This window comes from Oceaniglobus roseus (assembly GCF_002869745.1).
GTDB classification, from domain to species: domain Bacteria; phylum Pseudomonadota; class Alphaproteobacteria; order Rhodobacterales; family Rhodobacteraceae; genus Oceaniglobus; species Oceaniglobus roseus.
The window spans coordinates 26226-41705 of the sequence record NZ_PNOS01000016.1 but is presented as its reverse complement, the minus strand read 5'-3'; the positions used below and the strand labels follow the sequence as shown (position 1 = coordinate 41705).

At 68.3% G+C, this 15480-nt stretch carries 11 protein-coding genes; 6 read left to right on the top strand and 5 right to left on the bottom strand.

Annotation, left to right across the window (positions count from 1 at the left end; genetic code table 11):
- Positions 1–5: 5 nt before the first annotated feature.
- The 3 genes from A7B20_RS09900 to A7B20_RS09890 are packed head-to-tail and all read left to right on the top strand — an operon-like array spanning position 6 to position 3608.
- A complete protein-coding gene (locus A7B20_RS09900) occupies positions 6–2126 on the top strand; it encodes a RelA/SpoT family protein (RefSeq protein WP_102108417.1) in 2121 nt (706 codons plus the stop codon).
- A 36-nt stretch (positions 2127–2162) separates the two neighbouring features.
- Entirely contained in the window at positions 2163–2840 is a 678-nt protein-coding gene (locus tag A7B20_RS09895; protein ID WP_172960991.1) for a DUF2062 domain-containing protein, read from the top strand.
- Positions 2841–2849: 9 nt separating this feature from the next.
- Positions 2850–3608 carry a pyridoxine 5'-phosphate synthase gene (locus A7B20_RS09890; RefSeq protein WP_102108416.1) on the top strand — a complete coding sequence of 253 codons (759 nt, stop codon included), beginning with the start codon at positions 2850–2852 and terminating at the stop codon, positions 3606–3608.
- Between the two features lie 39 nt (positions 3609–3647).
- Here the strand turns inward: A7B20_RS09890 and ilvN are convergent, their stop codons facing one another.
- The 3 genes from ilvN to A7B20_RS09875 all read right to left on the bottom strand — a co-directional run bounded on the left by ilvN (position 3648) and on the right by A7B20_RS09875 (position 7846).
- Positions 3648–4211, bottom strand: a complete 564-nt coding sequence (gene ilvN, locus A7B20_RS09885; RefSeq protein WP_102108415.1) for an acetolactate synthase small subunit — start codon at positions 4209–4211, stop codon at positions 3648–3650.
- Positions 4212–4285: 74 nt separating this feature from the next.
- Positions 4286–6040 (bottom strand): acetolactate synthase 3 large subunit, encoded by a 1755-nt coding sequence (locus A7B20_RS09880; protein ID WP_102108414.1) that lies wholly within the window; start codon positions 6038–6040, stop codon positions 4286–4288.
- 297 nt (positions 6041–6337) lie between these two features.
- Entirely contained in the window at positions 6338–7846 is a 1509-nt protein-coding gene (locus tag A7B20_RS09875; protein ID WP_157937651.1) for a peroxidase family protein, read from the bottom strand.
- 342 nt (positions 7847–8188) lie between these two features.
- On the opposite strand from A7B20_RS09875, the gene A7B20_RS09870 reads away from it, so the two are divergent.
- The 3 genes from A7B20_RS09870 to A7B20_RS09860 all read left to right on the top strand — a co-directional run bounded on the left by A7B20_RS09870 (position 8189) and on the right by A7B20_RS09860 (position 12673).
- Positions 8189–9280 carry a TRAP transporter substrate-binding protein gene (locus A7B20_RS09870; RefSeq protein WP_102108412.1) on the top strand — a complete coding sequence of 364 codons (1092 nt, stop codon included), beginning with the start codon at positions 8189–8191 and terminating at the stop codon, positions 9278–9280.
- 159 nt (positions 9281–9439) lie between these two features.
- Positions 9440–10297, top strand: coding sequence for a TRAP transporter small permease subunit (locus tag A7B20_RS09865; protein ID WP_109791155.1), 858 nt, complete (start codon positions 9440–9442; stop codon positions 10295–10297).
- An 18-nt stretch (positions 10298–10315) separates the two neighbouring features.
- Positions 10316–12673: a TRAP transporter large permease subunit gene (locus tag A7B20_RS09860; protein ID WP_102108410.1), complete on the top strand. Its 2358-nt coding sequence runs from the start codon at positions 10316–10318 to the stop codon at positions 12671–12673.
- Positions 12674–13064: 391 nt separating this feature from the next.
- Here the strand turns inward: A7B20_RS09860 and A7B20_RS09855 are convergent, their stop codons facing one another.
- Together A7B20_RS09855 and A7B20_RS09850 are read right to left on the bottom strand one after the other, a co-directional pair.
- The gene (locus A7B20_RS09855; protein WP_102108409.1) at positions 13065–14210 is read right to left on the bottom strand and encodes an alpha-amylase family protein; all 1146 of its coding nucleotides are present in this window, start codon (positions 14208–14210) and stop codon (positions 13065–13067) included.
- Positions 14211–14532: 322 nt separating this feature from the next.
- Positions 14533–15480, bottom strand: a complete 948-nt coding sequence (locus A7B20_RS09850) for a sugar-binding transcriptional regulator (RefSeq protein ID WP_102108408.1) — start codon at positions 15478–15480, stop codon at positions 14533–14535.

Genomic DNA, 15480 nt, shown 5'->3' with positions numbered 1-15480 from the left:
ACCGGATGACCACTGCCGACGACCTGATCGAACTGGTCCGCACCTACAATCCCAAGACCAATGCGAAGAAGCTGGCCGAGGCCTATGCCTATGGCGAGAAGATGCACGAGGGGCAGTTCCGCCACTCGGGCGAGCCGTATTTCACCCATCCGGTTGCGGTGGCGGTGATCCTGACGGACATGCATCTGGACGATGCGACGATCATCACCGCGCTGCTGCACGACACGATCGAGGACACGAAGTCCACCTATTCCGAGGTGTCGAAGAAGTTCGGCCGCGAGGTGGCCGAGCTGGTGGATGGCGTCACGAAGCTGACGAACCTCCAGCTGAACTCGTCCGAGACGAAGCAGGCCGAGAACTTCCGCAAGCTTTTCATCGCCATGTCGAAGGATCTTCGCGTGATCCTGGTGAAGCTTGCCGACCGGCTCCACAACATGCGCACCCTGCGCTCGATGAAGCCCGAGAAGCAGGTCCAAAAGGCGCGCGAGACGATGGACATCTTCGCGCCGCTCGCCGGCCGGATGGGCATGCAGTGGATGCGCGACGAGCTGGAGGATCTGGCGTTCCAGGTGCTGAACCCCGACGGGCGCACCAGCATCATCCGCCGCTTCATCAAGCTCCAGCGCGAAACCGGCGACGTGATCCACAAGATCACCGGCGACATCCGCATCGAGCTCGACAAGGCGCATATCGAGGGCGAGGTGTTCGGCCGCGCCAAGAAGCCCTATTCGATCTGGCGCAAGATGGAGGAGAAGAAGCTTTCCTTCTCGCGCCTCTCCGACATCTACGGCTTCCGCGTGATCTGCGGCACCGAGGCCGAGTGCTATGCCACGCTCGGCGCGATCCACCAGCGCTGGCGGGCGGTGCCGGGGCGGTTCAAGGACTATATCAGCCAGCCGAAGTCGAACGGCTACCGCTCGATCCACACCACGGTGTCGGGGCGCGACGGCAAGCGAGTCGAGGTGCAGATCCGCACCCGCCAGATGAACGAGGTGGCCGAGGCGGGGATCGCCGCGCACTGGGCCTACAAGGACGGGATCCGGGTGAAGAACCCCTTCGCCGTCGACCCGGTCAAGTGGATCGCCTCCCTGACCGAGCGGCTGGACAGCTCCGAGGACCACGAGGATTTCCTCGAGGCGGTGAAGCTCGAGATGTACCAGGACCAGGTGTTCTGTTTCACGCCCAAGGGCGAGGTGGTGAAGCTGCCGAAGGGGGCGACGCCGCTGGACTTCGCCTATGCGATCCACACCCGGATCGGCGACAGCTGCGTCGGCGCCAAGATCGACGGCATCCGCGTGCCGCTCTGGACCCGACTGAAGAACGGCCAGTCGGTCGAGATCATCACCGCCGAGGGGCAGCGGCCGCAGGCGACCTGGGTCGACATCGTGGCGACAGGCCGGGCGAAGACCGCGATCCGCCGCAGCCTGCGCGAGGAGGACCGGGGCCGGTTCATCAAGCTCGGGCTGGAACTGGCGCGGGTGGCGTTCGACCATGTCGGCAAGCGGATGTCGGACCGGGCGCTGACCACCGCCGCCCGCCGCCTGCACATCGCCGATTCCGACGAGCTGCTGGCGCGGGTGGGCGCGGCCGAGATCAGCGCCCGCTATGTCGTCCAGACGCTCTATCCCGAGCTGACCGCCAAGCCGGGCGAGGAGATCGACGCGGGCCACGCCATCGTCGGCCTTGCGCCCGACCAGACCTTCCTGCGTGCCAACTGCTGCCAGCCGGTGCCGGGCGAGCGGATCGTCGGCCTGACCTATCGCGGGCAGGGGGTGCGTATCCACGCCATCGAATGCCCGGTGCTGAGCGACTACCAGGACGAGACCGACCGCTGGATCGACCTGCGCTGGCACGCCGGACCCCACGCCGCGGTCTATACCGTGTCCTTCGACATGACGATCAGCAACGATGCCGGTGTTCTGGGGCGGATCTGCAGCCTGATCGGCGAGCAGAAGGCGAATATCTCGGATCTTCACTTCAGTGACAGAAAACAGGACTTCTATCGCCTCATTATCGACGTGGACCTCAGGGATGTGGAACATATGCACGCGGTGCGCCTTGCCCTTGAAGCCGACAGCGATGTGGCGACAATCAAGCGTCACCGGGACCTGACACGCAAACCCTGAGGGGCCGCCGGACCCTCGCAGAGGAACCTCAAGACCGTGGTGTTCAAGCGTCGCACGCCCCGTTCCTATCTCCAGGCCCTGGCCGAGTTCTTCTATCCGCGCGGCGGCTGGACCCGGGCGGGGTGGTACGTGATCCACCGCCTGCGCCGCCTGCCGGATCCCGCCCACAAGATCGCGCGGGGCATCGCCGCGGGGGTGTTCACCAGCTTCACGCCGCTCTTCGGCTTCCACTTCCTCGTCTCGGCGGGGCTGGCCTGGGCGATGCGGGGCAACATCCTGGCGGCGCTTCTCGGCACCTTCATCGGCAACCCGCTGACCTTCCCGATCATCGCCACCGTCTCGGTCGAACTCGGCAGCCGGATGCTGGGCCTCGAACACGGGGTGCCGCTGCCCTCGGTGGTCAGCTCCTTCTCCTATGCCTCGCTCGAGCTCTGGACCAACCTCAAGGCGGTTTTCACCGGCCGCCCCGTCCAGTGGAGCAACCTGCACGGCTTCTTCTCCTATGTCTTCATGCCCTACCTCGTCGGCGGCATTCCCACTGGCATCCTGGCGGCGGTCATGTCCTATGTGGCGTCGCGGCCGCTGATCTCGGCCTACCAGAAGGCGCGGATCAAGCGGCTGAAGAAGAAGTACGAAAAGCGCCGCGCGGCGGTCGAGGCGGCCCGCCACAAGACCACCGGCACGGGCGGCGCGGGACTGAAGCATTCAAGCTAGGGGTAAAGGATGGGCGTGAACGAACCGAAGGGACGGCTGCGTCTCGGCGTGAACATCGACCACGTGGCGACGGTCAGGAATGCGCGGGGCGGCGGCACGCCCGATCCGCTTCGTGCCGCGAAGATCGCCGAGGCGGCGGGGGCCGACGGGATCACCGCCCACCTGCGCGAGGATCGCCGCCACATCGGCGACGCCGACATCGAGGGGCTGATGACGACCCTTTCGGTGCCGCTGAACTTCGAGATGGCGGCGACCGACGAGATGCAGAGGATCGCCCTGCGCCACAAGCCCCACGCCGTCTGCATCGTCCCCGAGAAGCGCGAGGAGCGGACGACCGAGGGCGGGCTGGAAGTCGCGCGGGAAGAGAACCGGCTGGCCCATTTCATCGCGCCGCTGCGCGAGGCGGGGTGCCGTGTCTCGATCTTCATCGCCGCCGATCCGCGCCAGATCGAGGCGGCGCACCGGATCGGGGCCGAAGTGATCGAGCTGCACACCGGCGCTTATTGCGACGCCCATGCCGAGGGGCATCTCGACGCCCGCGACGCCGAGCTGGAGCGGCTGCGCGACATGGCGGCCTTCGCGGATTCGCTGGGGCTGGAGGTCCACGCCGGCCACGGGCTGACCTACGACACGGTGCAGCCCGTCGCGGCCTTTCCGCAGGTGATGGAGCTGAACATCGGCCACTTCCTGATCGGCGAGGCGATCTTCCGCGGGCTCGACCCGGCGATCAGGGAGATGCGGCGGCTGATGGACGAGGCGCGGGGCTGAGCCCGCGCCGCCGCGCCCTCGACCTCGATCGTCCGCCGCTCAGGCCGTACCGCGGGCCAGGGCGGCCACGCCGGTGCGCGCCACTTCCTTCAGGCCCAGCGGGCGCATCAGGTCGGCGAAGGCGTCGACCTTCTCGGGCGTGCCGGTGATCTCGAACACGAAGCTTTCCAGCGTCGAATCGACCACGTTGGCGCGGAAGATGTCGGCAAGGCGCAGCGCCTCGACCCGCTTCTCGCCGATGCCCGCCACCTTGAACAGCGCCAGCTCCCGCTCGACCGAGGCACCCTCGGCGGTCAGGTCGTGGACCTCGTGAACCGGCACGATGCGCCCCAGCTGCGCCTTGATCTGCTCGATCACCGAGGGCGTGCCGCGGGTGACGACGGTGATCCGCGAGCGGTGGCCGAGGTGGTCGATCTCGGCCACGGTCAGGCTCTCGATGTTGTAGCCGCGCCCCGAGAACAGCCCGATCACCCGCGCCAGCACCCCGGCCTCGTTGTCGACCACCACGGCGAGCGTGTGGCTTTCCACGACATCGGAATTGGGGTCGCGCAGGTCGTAGGCGGAGTGCTTCGACGTGCCCTTCTTGATCTTCAGCGGGGACATGGTGGGGTGCTTTCTTTCCTGTCAGTCGTTGGGAACGGCGCAAGGCACCGGCCGCTGGGCCGGTGCCGGAACGCTCAGACCATCACCGCGCCCTTGGCGCCGATGGCGTCCTTGGTCGAGGCGGCGCCGAGGAGCATCTTGTTGTGCGGCTCGCCCGAGGGGATCATCGGGAAGCAGTTCTCGTGCTTCTCGACGAGGCAGTCGAACACCACGGGACCGTCGTGGTTCAGCATCTCCATGATCGCGTCGTCGAGGTCGGCCGGGTCGGCGCACTGGATGCCCTTGGCCCCGAACGCCTCGGCCAGCTTCACGAAGTCGGGCAGGGCCTCGGACCAGGACTGGGAATAGCGCTCGCCGTGCAGCAGCTCCTGCCACTGGCGCACCATGCCGAGGCGTTCGTTGTTCAGGATGAACTGCTTGACCGGCAGGTGGTACTGGATCGCGGTGCCGAGCTCCTGCATGTTCATCAGCCATGACGCCTCACCGGCGACGTTGATGACCAGCGCGTCGGGATGCGCCATCTGCACGCCGATCGAGGCGGGGTGGCCGTATCCCATGGTGCCGAGGCCGCCGGAGGTCATCCAGCGGTTCGGTGCCTCGAAGCCCATGTACTGCGCCGCCCACATCTGGTGCTGCCCGACCTCGGTGCAGATGTAGCGGTCGCGGTCCTTCGTCAGCGCCTCGAGTCGGGCGATGGCGTGCTGCGGCTTGATGATCTTGCCCGTCTGCTCGAACTTCAGGCAGTCGACCGCGCGCCATTCGTCGATCTTCTTCCACCACTTCGACAGCCCTTCGGCGTTGGTCTTCGACCCCTGCGCCTTCCAGACGGTCAGCAGGTCTTCCAGCACGTGGGCCACGTCGCCGATGATCGGCATGTCGACGTGGATCACCTTGTTGATCGAGGAGGGGTCGATGTCGATGTGGGCCTTCTGCGAATGCGGGCTGAAGTCCTGCACGCGGCCGGTGATGCGGTCGTCGAAGCGGGCGCCGACGTTGATCATCAGGTCGCAGCCGTGCATCGCCATGTTGGCCTCGTAGAGCCCGTGCATGCCGAGCATCCCCAGCCACTGCTTGCCCGAGGCCGGATAGGCGCCGAGGCCCATCAGCGTCGAGGTGACGGGAAAGCCCGTGAGCGCGGCCAGCTCGCGCAGCAGCTCGGTCGCGCGGGGCCCCGAGTTGATGACGCCGCCGCCGGTGTAGAGGATCGGACGCTCGGCCTTGGCCATGGCCTTGGCGAGGTCGGTGATCATCTCGATGTCGCCCTTGACCCTCGGCTGGTAGTGGGCGGTGCGCGCCTTCTCCTTCGGCATGTAGGTGCCGCTGGCGAACTGCACGTCCTTCGGGATGTCGACCAGCACGGGGCCGGGGCGGCCCGAGAGGGCGACGTGGAACGCCTCGTGGATGATACCCGACAGGCGGTCGGTCTCCTTCACCAGCCAGTTGTGCTTGGTGCAGGGGCGGGTGATGCCGACGGTGTCGGCCTCCTGGAAGGCGTCGTTGCCGATCATGAAGGTCGGCACCTGGCCCGAGAGGACGATGATCGGGATCGAATCCATCAGCGCGTCGGTCAGGCCGGTGACGGCGTTCGTCGCGCCGGGGCCCGAGGTGACGAGGGCGACGCCGACCTTGCCGGTCGAGCGGGCATAGCCCTCGGCGGCGTGGACGGCGGCCTGTTCGTGGCGGACGAGGATGTGGCGGATCTCGTTCTGCTGGAAGATCTCGTCGTAGATGGGAAGGACCGCGCCGCCCGGGTAGCCGAACACCACTTCGACGCCCTGATCCTTCAGGGCCTGAACCACCATCTTTGCGCCGGTCATCGACTTCTTCATCTTCTCTCTCCGCTCAGCCCGCCGCGGGGCGGCGTCGGGCATAAAAAAACCCCCGGATTTCTTCGGGGGCGCATGGGGAACCGTGTGGGTGTCCTTTACAGGCCCATGCGCGTTTTTCCTACAAGTACGACAAGGCCGGTCATTCGGCGGGACTCCCTTTCGGTGCGCGCGAAACTATGCCTGTGCCCGGGGGGCGTCAACCGCCAATCGCGGAGAAAAATGTCGCGGGGGCTCATTCCCGCGACATTTCCTTTCCCAAGGCCGCGCCGGTTGGCAACAAATGGCCCGGATCGGGGCTCAGACCTTCAACTCCTCCCGCAGCGGGATCGAGTCGCGCCCCGCCTCGACGCAGGCCAGCATGTGGCCGAGGGAGAAGGTGCCGTCGGCCTCGGCGCCCAGCTCCCGCCACGGCTTGAAGTCGTGGGTCGCGCAGACGATCGACTCGGGGTCGAGGTAGAGCAGGCGCAGCAGCACCGTCGCGACGATGGTGCCGCCGACGGGGCCCAGCCTGCCGCCGTGGCCTTCGGCCTCCTGCAGGCAGTAGTACCAGAGCGGCGTCTTGGTGATGCCCTCGTCGCGCAGCTCCTGCGGCGCGGGGATCTCGGGCACGTCCATCGCCCTAGCCATCTGCTGGCCCGAGGGCAGCTCCAGCGCGAAGCGGTCTCGGAAGACGTTCCTGTGCGGCAGCTTCTGGCTGTCGGCAAGGCCCAGCGCGTGGCCGTCGATCATCAGCGGGTCGGTGATGAAGGGCAGGTGGAAGATCGAGCCCGCGAGCTTCCGGCTGATCCGCCGCGCCTTCTGGGCGGCGGCCGAGCCCGGCAGGTCGAACAGGCGGGCGAACTCGACGTTCAGCTCGGGCTTCCTCGCGCGGAACTCGTCGCGGCCCATCTCGAACAATTTCACCATGCCGACGGTGCCGTTCAGGTGATAGGCGTTGCGCACGGTGGCGTGGCCGAAGCGGTAGGCGGCGCCGGAGAACTCGATCGGCATCACCGGGCTGTCGGGCGTGAAGGGCTTCGGCAGGGTGCCGTGGGCCAGCGCGTGCTTCACCTTGTGCAGCACGCCTCCTTCCACGAAGGCGGGCAGGAGGCTGTTCATCACCAGCCACTGGTAGTGCATCCGCACGATCCGCCGCGCCGCCTGGAACACCTTCTCGCCCGGTGTCACGCCGTCGAGGATCGCGCGGGCGCGGATGCCCTCCAGCGCGGCGGGGACCATCGTTGCGTCCTTCTCCAGCGCGGTGGCGACGATGTTGTGCAGGCAGACGAAGGCGCCCTGCAACTGGCTGACGATCTGGTTCTCGTCGTTGCGCGGATCGCCGATCAGCGCCGTGCCCTTGGCGTTGCGCGCCAGGTCGTAGGCGTTGGCCTGCGTGCCGAACAGAAGGTACGCGGTGTGGTCGGGGTGATAGAGATGCGGCGTCGCGTCGGGGCCGCTGCCATAGACGCAGTCGAGGTCCAGCGTCGGGGTGCGAACGTTCCTGATCGTGCGCGGGTCGATGCGGCTGCCGATGGCCGAGGTCGCATCGAGCGTCACGTCGTGATCGACGAACTGGCCGAAGAAGGTGAGCCCGGCCGCGGCCTCGCCGTCCTCGTCGTCGGTCGTGTCCTCCATCTGGTCGAGGATGCGGGTGAAGGCGGCGGCCACGCTGCTGTCGGTGAAGGGGTTGCCGCCAGGGGCGAGGCCGGTCAGCGGATTGCGCTGGCCGAGACGGCCGAAAGCCTGGGGAAGGGGGGGCCGGGGGGTATCCGCACACTCGCGGACGAAGGAATCGTACCCTGTCAAACCATGGGCAGAGGAGGTCATATCGTTCTCCAATAGTTCAAATGACCGGCGCGGATTGAAATATAATTCCGCGTGGAGCTGAGAAATCAGCCATAAGTTGCATAGCATGGATTCGAAGCAGCGTTAACGTGTATCGCGGCGGGCCGGCGTCCTGCCCGTGCAGGTGACGCAGCGTCGTCTTTCGCGGTTGCCCGACGCGGCGCGCGGCGCGGCTCGTCGGGCGCCGGATTTTGCGTCCCGCGGACGATTTTTTCGTTTTGCCGCCCGCCCCGTTCTGCTTATGGTTTGCGCACGCCGCGGAAAGTTCCCGCGGACGCAAAAAAAATCTGCGGCCCAAGCGCCGCGCAGGGAGGAAGACACGCAATGGATCGTCGCTCGTTCATCCGAAAGGCCGGTCTCGGGGCCGCCGCCACCGCAGGGGCCAGCACCCTTGCCGCACCGATGTACGCCCAAGGCCGCCGCACGCTGACCATGGTCACCACCTGGGGCCGCGGCCTGGCGGGTGTCCACGATTCGGCACAGCGCGTGGCCGACAGCATCACCGAGATGACGGACGGCCAGATCACGGTCGACCTGAAGGCGGCGGGCGAACTCGTCGGCGCCTTCGAGGTGTTCGATGCCGTGACCTCGGGCCAGGCCGACATGTACCACGGTGCCGACTACTACTTCGTCGGCCAGCACCCGGCCTATGCCTTCTTCACGGCGGTGCCCTTCGGGATGACCGCGCAGGAGCTGGCGAACTGGTACTACCACGACGGCGGGCGCGACTTCCACGACGAGCTGGGCCAGATCTTCGGCCTGAAGTCCTTCCTCGGCGGCAACACCGGCGCCCAGTCCGGCGGCTGGTTCCGCAAGGAAATCAAGAGCCCCGAGGATTTCAAGGGCCTGCGCTTCCGGATGCCGGGCCTCGGCGGCGAGGCCTTGGGCAAGCTCGGCGCGTCGGTGCAGAACCTGCCGGGCGCCGAGGTGTACCAGGCGCTCGCCTCCGGCGCGCTCGACGGGACCGAGTGGATCGGGCCCTGGGCGGACGAGAGCGCGGGCTTCCAGGAGATCACCAAGATCTACTACACCGCCGGCTTCCACGAGCCGGGCGCGGGCCTGTCGGTGGCGACCAACCTCGAGGTGTTCAACAGCCTCACGCCCTCGCAGCAGAAGATCATCGAGATGGCGGCGTCGGAATGCCACCAGTGGAACCTCGCGCAGTTCCTGACCAAGAACGGCCAGGCGCTCCAGCGGCTCCAGGCCGGCGGCGTGCAGGTGATGGAGTTCCCGTCCTCGGTCTGGGATGCCTTCGGCAAGGCCTCGGCCGAGACGATGAACGCCTACATGTCCGACGACATCTTCAAGCGGGTCTCGGAAAGCGTTCAGAAGTCGATGGAATCCTCGTCGGGCTGGATCCAGGCCTCGGAAGGCGTCTATCGCCGCGAGCGCGACCGGGTGATGGCCGCGGGCTGATCCCGCGCGCCTCCGACGCGCAGGCCCTCCGCCCCGAAGGCGGCGGGCCTGCGCGCCATTGCGGCGGTCGCGCCCTCCGGAGGGCCGCCGCCGCCGACTGCCGCCCCGAACAGGAGAAGAGCCGTGGAGTGGATCGGCTGGATCATCACGAACGTCTTCATGTCGTTCTTCAACCTCGGCTATGCGCTGACCCACCCGCACCTCTGGCTGGACTGGTCGGACGGCGCGGCGGTGATGCGCTTCATCTACTACGGCGCCTCGGCCGAGTTCTTCTTCGTCGTCCTCACCGCCTTCCTGGCGCTGACCGGCATCGGGCTGTGGCGGAACGCGGTCATGTGGGCCGTGGTGCGCGGTCTCGAAGGCTTCGCCAACACGGTCGGGCGGATCGCGGCCTGGGCGGGGCTGATCATGGTGCTGCAGCAGATCGTCATCGTCTTCGTGCAGCGGATCTTCCTCGAGGCGCAGATCAGCTTCGGGGTCGGCGTGACCTTCTCCAAGGATATCAGCTGGTTCGGCGAGGAGCTTAAGCTCTACAACGCGCTGATCGTCTGCCTCTGCGTGTCCTACACCTTCGTGCAGGGCGGCCATGTGCGGGTCGACCTCGTCTATTCCGCGGTCAGCTACCGCACCAAGCGGGTGATCGACATGTTCGGCTCGATCTTCTTCATGATGGCTTCGTCCGTGCTGACCTGGATGTACGCCTGGTACTTCCTGTGGCGCTCGCTGGTCACGCCCAAGGTCTCGGCCTCGGACAGCTTCCAGCAGCTGGTGCAGGGCAAGGCGCGGGCCTTCCGCTGGAACGTCGAGACCATCGGCTTCTCGCCGAACGGCTTCAACGCCTACTTCCTGTTCAAGATCCTGCTGGTGCTCTTCACCGCCCTGGTCTTCCTGCAGGCGGTCGCCTTCTTCTACCGCTCCTACCTCGAGTGGAAGGAAGGACCGGAGAGCGAGGGGCGTTACCTGGACCGGGACGCCCCCGGGGACGCAGCGGCCGAAGCGGCCGCGCAGGGCCACTAGGGCAGGGAAAGCATAGCCATGTTGTTTGGACTGGACGGCGTCGAGATCGGTCTTCTGATCGTCTTCCTCTGCCTCTTCGGCGCGATCCTCACCGGCTTCCCGGTGGCCTTCGCGATCAGCGGCGCCGGGGTCATCGCCTTCTTCATCATTGCCGCGCTGGATTCGGCGGGGCTGCTGATCCACCAGGCGATCGACTACAATTCGGCCGAATACTCGGCCCTTCTGAACAGCGGGGTCAGGCAGGACACGATCTCGATCTTCCGATACCCCGACCTGCCGCGGATCGCCCAGCCGGTGTTCGACGGCGGCTGGCTGCAGGCGATGGACCGGAACCTGTCGTTCATCGTCAACCGCATCAACGAGAGGGTGCTGGCCGGCCAGTCGATCGAGACGCTGCTCGCCGTGCTGATGTTCGTGCTCATGGGCATCACGCTCGAACGCTCGCGCATCGCCGAGGACCTGCTGACCACCATGGCCCGGGTCTTCGGACCCCTTCCGGGGGGCCTGGCCGTGTCGGTCGTGGTCGTCGGCGCCTTCCTCGCCGCCTCGACCGGGATCGTCGGCGCGACGGTGGTGACGATGGGCCTCCTGTCGCTCCCTACGATGCTGCGGAACAACTATTCGCCGCAACTCGCCACGGGGGTGATCGCGGCGTCCGGAACGCTCGGGCAGATCATTCCGCCCTCCATCGTGATCGTGCTGCTCGGCACCCTGGCGGGCGATCTCTATTCCCGCGCGCAGGAGGCCCGGGCGCAGAGCCTCGGCTGTTCCGACGCGCTGACCTACCTCGGCGAGCCGGCGGTGGTCTCGGTCGGCACGCTGTTCCAGGCGGCGCTGCTGCCCGGCATCCTGCTGGCGCTGCTCTATGGCCTCTATGCCTTCGGCTATGCGCTGTTCAACCCGTCCAAGGCCCCGGCCGTCGACCTGGAAGACAGCGGCACGGGCGAGATCATCACCCGCGGCGAGGGGCTGACCTGGTTCCTCGCGCTGCCGGTGGCGCTGATCGTCGGCGTGATGGTGCTGGCCGAGTTCGACGTGGTCGGCGACCAGGGCGTGCGCGTCTCGTCCTTCTCCGAGTTCGGCGAGACGGCATCGCTGCGCACGAACGTCTCGCCCGACTGCCAGGCGGCGATGATCGAGCTGCACGGGCAGGCGGCCTGGGACCGGGCGCTGGCCGAGCAGAAGGCGATCGACGACGCGGGCGGCGTGCAGCAATCCCACAGCCTGACGGAGGAGGAGATCGCCGCCGCGCGGGCGCAGAAGATCGCCGGCGCCGCGCCGGTGGGCACCGGGCTGGCCACGCTCGTGACGCTTCTCGGGCTGACGCTGCTGTTCGCCCGCGGCGTCGCGCCGGGAGCCGAGGCGGGTCCGCTGCTGGTGGGCGGGATCGGGCTGATCCTGATGGTGCTGGTCGACATCTTCCTCGTCGGGCCGCTGACCAGTCCCGGCACCATGCTGGTGCTGATGCTGATCCCGCTGGCGCTGGTCTTCTGGGGCCTGCGCGAGGGCGGGCGCCGGCTGGCCCGGAACGAGCTGATCCGCGTCGTCTTCCCGCCGCTGGTGCTGATCGTCGCCGTTCTGGGCTCGATCCTTGGCGGCATCACCAACCCGACGCCGGCCGCAGCGCTTGGCGCGGGCGGGGCGCTGATGCTGGCCGCCTACCGCAAGCTCCGGGACGAGGGCCGGTCCGGCAGCATCATCGTGCTGTCGTCCTATGCGCTGGTCATAATGCTGCTGGTCGGGATCAACTTCGACCTGCGCGTGAACCAGGACGTCGTGACGGCCGAGAACGTGATCGCCAACCTCGTCGCCCAGGCCGCGTACCTCTTCGCGCTGTTCGGGCTGCTCTACGCCTGCTGGGTGCTCTTCGCCGGGGGCGTGCTGACGCCGGTGGTGCGCGAGACGGCGAAGGTCACCTCGATGGTTTTCACCATCCTCATCGGCTCGCAGCTCCTGAACCTCGTGGTGATCTCCTTCGGCGGCGAGGCCTATATCCAGGACTTCCTCAAGAGCTTCGACAACGAGTGGTCGGTGTTCCTGCTGGTGATGCTGGTGCTGTTCTTCCTCGGTTTCGTGCTGGATTTCCTCGAGATCATCTACATCGTCATCCCCATCGTCGGACCCGTCATCTACGGCGGCACGCTGGATCCGAAATGGGTGACGATCATGATCGCGGTGAACCTCCAGACCTCGTTCCTGACCCCGCCCTTCGGCTTCGCGCTGTTCTACCTGCGCGGCGTCGCGCCGCCCTCGGTCACGACCGGCCACATCTATCGCGGGATCATCCCCTTCGTGCTGATCCAGGTCGGGGCGCTGGTGCTGCTGTCGCTGTTCCCCTGGGTCGTCACCATCGTGCCGGACCTGATGGGCGGGTGACGCCGCGCCCGTGCGGCGAAGGCTGGTCTGCTGCACGGATGGGGCGACTGCATGCGGATCGCCTCCCGCACCCGCCGAGAGGTCGTCCCGGGTTTCCGGCGTCGGACCGGGGGCTGTCTGCCCCCGGACCCCCGAGGATATTTGGAAAGCAAAGATGGGGGGGGCAGGGGGGACGGATCGTCGGGACAGCGGGACGGACCGGGGCCACGGGAGCAGAGGTGGCCGGTGCGCGGCGGCGTCGGTCCCTTGCTGCCGGGCGAGGTCAGGATTTCGGGCCGGGAGGCGCGGCCTCGCGGGGGGCGCAGGCCGCGCATGTCGTCGTGTCGCGCGTGCCGAGCGCCGGGTCCTCGCGCGCGGGGAGCGGCGCGATGGCGCGGCAGCGGAACCCCGGTCAGGGCGCGAGGGCGGCCCTGATCCAGTCGAGCGACCGCAGGCGCATGTGGCCGTAGTTTGAGAAGGCGAGGGAGGTCGGGTTCAGCTGTCGCAGGCGCGAAACCGCCTCGCGCACCTGCCCGCCGTCGGTCAGGTCCGGCCAGCTGGGCCGCAGGACGAAGCCGATCCGCGCGTCGGGGCCCGCTGTCTCGCGCACCCAGACGGCGTCCTCGACGATCCCGGGGACGCCGCGGCAGTAGGCCTGCACCTCCAGCCGGTCGGCGGCCCGCGCGAGGCTCGCCGGGTCGCTGCCCTCGGCGCGGCAGAGGCGGTTCGGGTTCCGGGTCGTCGGGATGACGGCGAGGCGGGTGCCGTCGGGCAGGGCTGCGCGCACCTCGCCCACCAGGGAGGCGACGCAGCCCTCGCGCCAGTCGTGGAAGCCCTGCCAGTCGGGATCGCTCCAGGGATCGGTCGGCGGCAGCGCGGCGGTTTCGAAGAAGCTGTCGAGCTCTTCAAGGGTGCGGGCGGCCAGGCGGTCGGCGTCCACTCCGCACCGCTCCAGCCCCGCGCGGCAGGCCGTGCAGAAGCACAGGCCCATCAGGAGCTGCACCCGGTCGGGCAGCTCGATCAGCTCGAACTCGTGATGGTGACCGTGGCGGAAGACCTGCCAGCCGGGGGTTTCCAGCAGGATCTCGGAAACGCCGGGCTGGTTCGCGGCGTCGCGGCAGAGGGCCGCGAGGTAGTCCCTGACCTCGGGCTGGGCGGGGCAGAGGCTGTTGAACAGCGGATCGCCATAGGGGGTCTGGGCGGCGAGGTCGGGGTGCTGCTGGCCCATGCGGCTGTTGTGCAGGCCGACCGTCCAGGCGGCGACGGCGAAGCCGCCGTGGCGGGCGAGTTCGGCAAAGCCGTCGAAGAACCGCGCCTCCTCGGCCATGCGGGGTTGCAGGCGGCCGTAGAGGCCGGGGTCGGGCGTGAAGTAGACCGTGCCGCCCTCGGGAAAGTAGACCTTGCGGCGGGGGCCGTGGGGGCGCAGGAACCTGCCCGAATGGTAGGCGGCGGCCAGCGCGATGCCGTCGATGCCCGCGTCGCCGAGGCGGGAGAGCACGTCGCCTGTGCCTTCCGCCCTGAGATCCCAGGGGTAGAGGTACATCACGTTGCCGGTCATGGGCCCTCCCGCCTTGCCACCGTGCCGCACCAGTCTAGGCAGAGCGCCCGCCGCTGCCAATGCCGATAGGGGATCGGGGGACCGGAACATGGCATCCGGCCTGTGCGAGGTCGCGCTTCGGCAGTGTCACGGGCCGGGCGGGCCGAGACATCCTGGCCGAGGTCTTCGCCGCCCTACCGTTTCCAAGCCCGCTTCGGCGCACGCCGATCGGGACCGTCTGCGCGGGCGGCATGTCGAGCCGGCGAAGATGGCTGGCCCGGCCTCCGCCCGGCGGGGTTGTCCTCGGGGCGAGGTGTAACGGAGGGCGGTCCGGTTCAAGGCATCACGCCAGCAACCCCTGCGCCGTTTCCGAGCAGGTCACGAGGTGGGTCGCGAAGCCGCCCCGCAGCGCCGCGCGGATCGGGGCGACCTTGGCGGCGCCGGAGGACACAAGGATGCCATGGTCCTTTCCCGGCATGGTATGCAGCTCCACCCCGATCATCCGCGCGTCCATCTCGCCGGGGATCGGCCGCCCGCCGGCGTCGATGAAGCGCCCGCAGATCACCGCCTCCGCCCCCCGCGCGACGTAATCGGCAAGGCCCTCGGGGCTGACCACGCCGATCCGCACGATGTGGCTGTCGAGCGTGCAGGAGCCCGCGGCGAACAGCGTCTTGTTGCAGGCGGCGATGGCGGCCAGCTGCTCGGCGATCACCGGCTCGGCCCGGAGCCGCGCGGCGAGGTCGGCATCGGACAGCACCAGCGGGGCGTGCAGGTTGATGCAGGTCGCGCCGAAGCGGCGGGCGAGGTTGGCCGAGCAGGTCTCGGCCGCGAAGCCCAGAGGCGTCGCCCGCGAGCCGACCATCTGCACCACGGTCAGGTCGGGCAGCACGCGGCGCTCGGCGGCCTCGGAGACCAGGAACACCGTCTCGCCCCAGCTGACCCCCAGCCGGTCGCCGGGCTGCATCAGCTCGGGCAGCCAGTCGGCGCAGACCCGAGCCACCCGTGCCAGCGCCGCCGCCTCGCCGTTCGGCCCCGCGGGCACCACCAGCGCCGCGGCAAGGCCGAAGCGCGCCGCCAGATCCTGCGCCAGCTCCCGCTCGCGGAACGCCTCGGGGCGCAGCGACACGCGCACGAGGTTCTTCGCCCGCGCCTCGGCCAGCCAGTTCACCACCGTCGCCCGCGAGACGTTGAGGCGGCGCGCGATCTCGCCCTGGTTCACGTCCTCGTGATAGTAGAGCCAGGCCGCCTCGGCGATCTGGCCCTCGGCCCTGGCGCGCGGGCGGGTCGGCAT

Bases quoted from the DNA above. Each gene is read 5' to 3' on its own strand.
- A7B20_RS09855 (WP_102108409.1), bottom strand. From the start codon at position 14,210: ATGACCGGCAACGTGATGTACCTCTACCCCTGGGATCTCAGGGCGGAA.
- A7B20_RS09900 (WP_102108417.1), top strand. From the start codon at position 6: ATGACCACTGCCGACGACCTGATCGAACTGGTCCGCACCTACAATCCC.
- ilvN (WP_102108415.1), bottom strand. From the start codon at position 4,211: ATGTCCCCGCTGAAGATCAAGAAGGGCACGTCGAAGCACTCCGCCTAC.
- A7B20_RS09850 (WP_102108408.1), bottom strand. From the start codon at position 15,480: ATGCCGACCCGCCCGCGCGCCAGGGCCGAGGGCCAGATCGCCGAGGCG.
- A7B20_RS09865 (WP_109791155.1), top strand. From the start codon at position 9,440: ATGTCGTTCTTCAACCTCGGCTATGCGCTGACCCACCCGCACCTCTGG.
- A7B20_RS09880 (WP_102108414.1), bottom strand. From the start codon at position 6,040: ATGAAGAAGTCGATGACCGGCGCAAAGATGGTGGTTCAGGCCCTGAAG.
- A7B20_RS09875 (WP_157937651.1), bottom strand. From the start codon at position 7,846: ATGACCTCCTCTGCCCATGGTTTGACAGGGTACGATTCCTTCGTCCGC.
- A7B20_RS09870 (WP_102108412.1), top strand. From the start codon at position 8,189: ATGGATCGTCGCTCGTTCATCCGAAAGGCCGGTCTCGGGGCCGCCGCC.
- A7B20_RS09890 (WP_102108416.1), top strand. From the start codon at position 2,850: ATGGGCGTGAACGAACCGAAGGGACGGCTGCGTCTCGGCGTGAACATC.
- A7B20_RS09860 (WP_102108410.1), top strand. From the start codon at position 10,316: ATGTTGTTTGGACTGGACGGCGTCGAGATCGGTCTTCTGATCGTCTTC.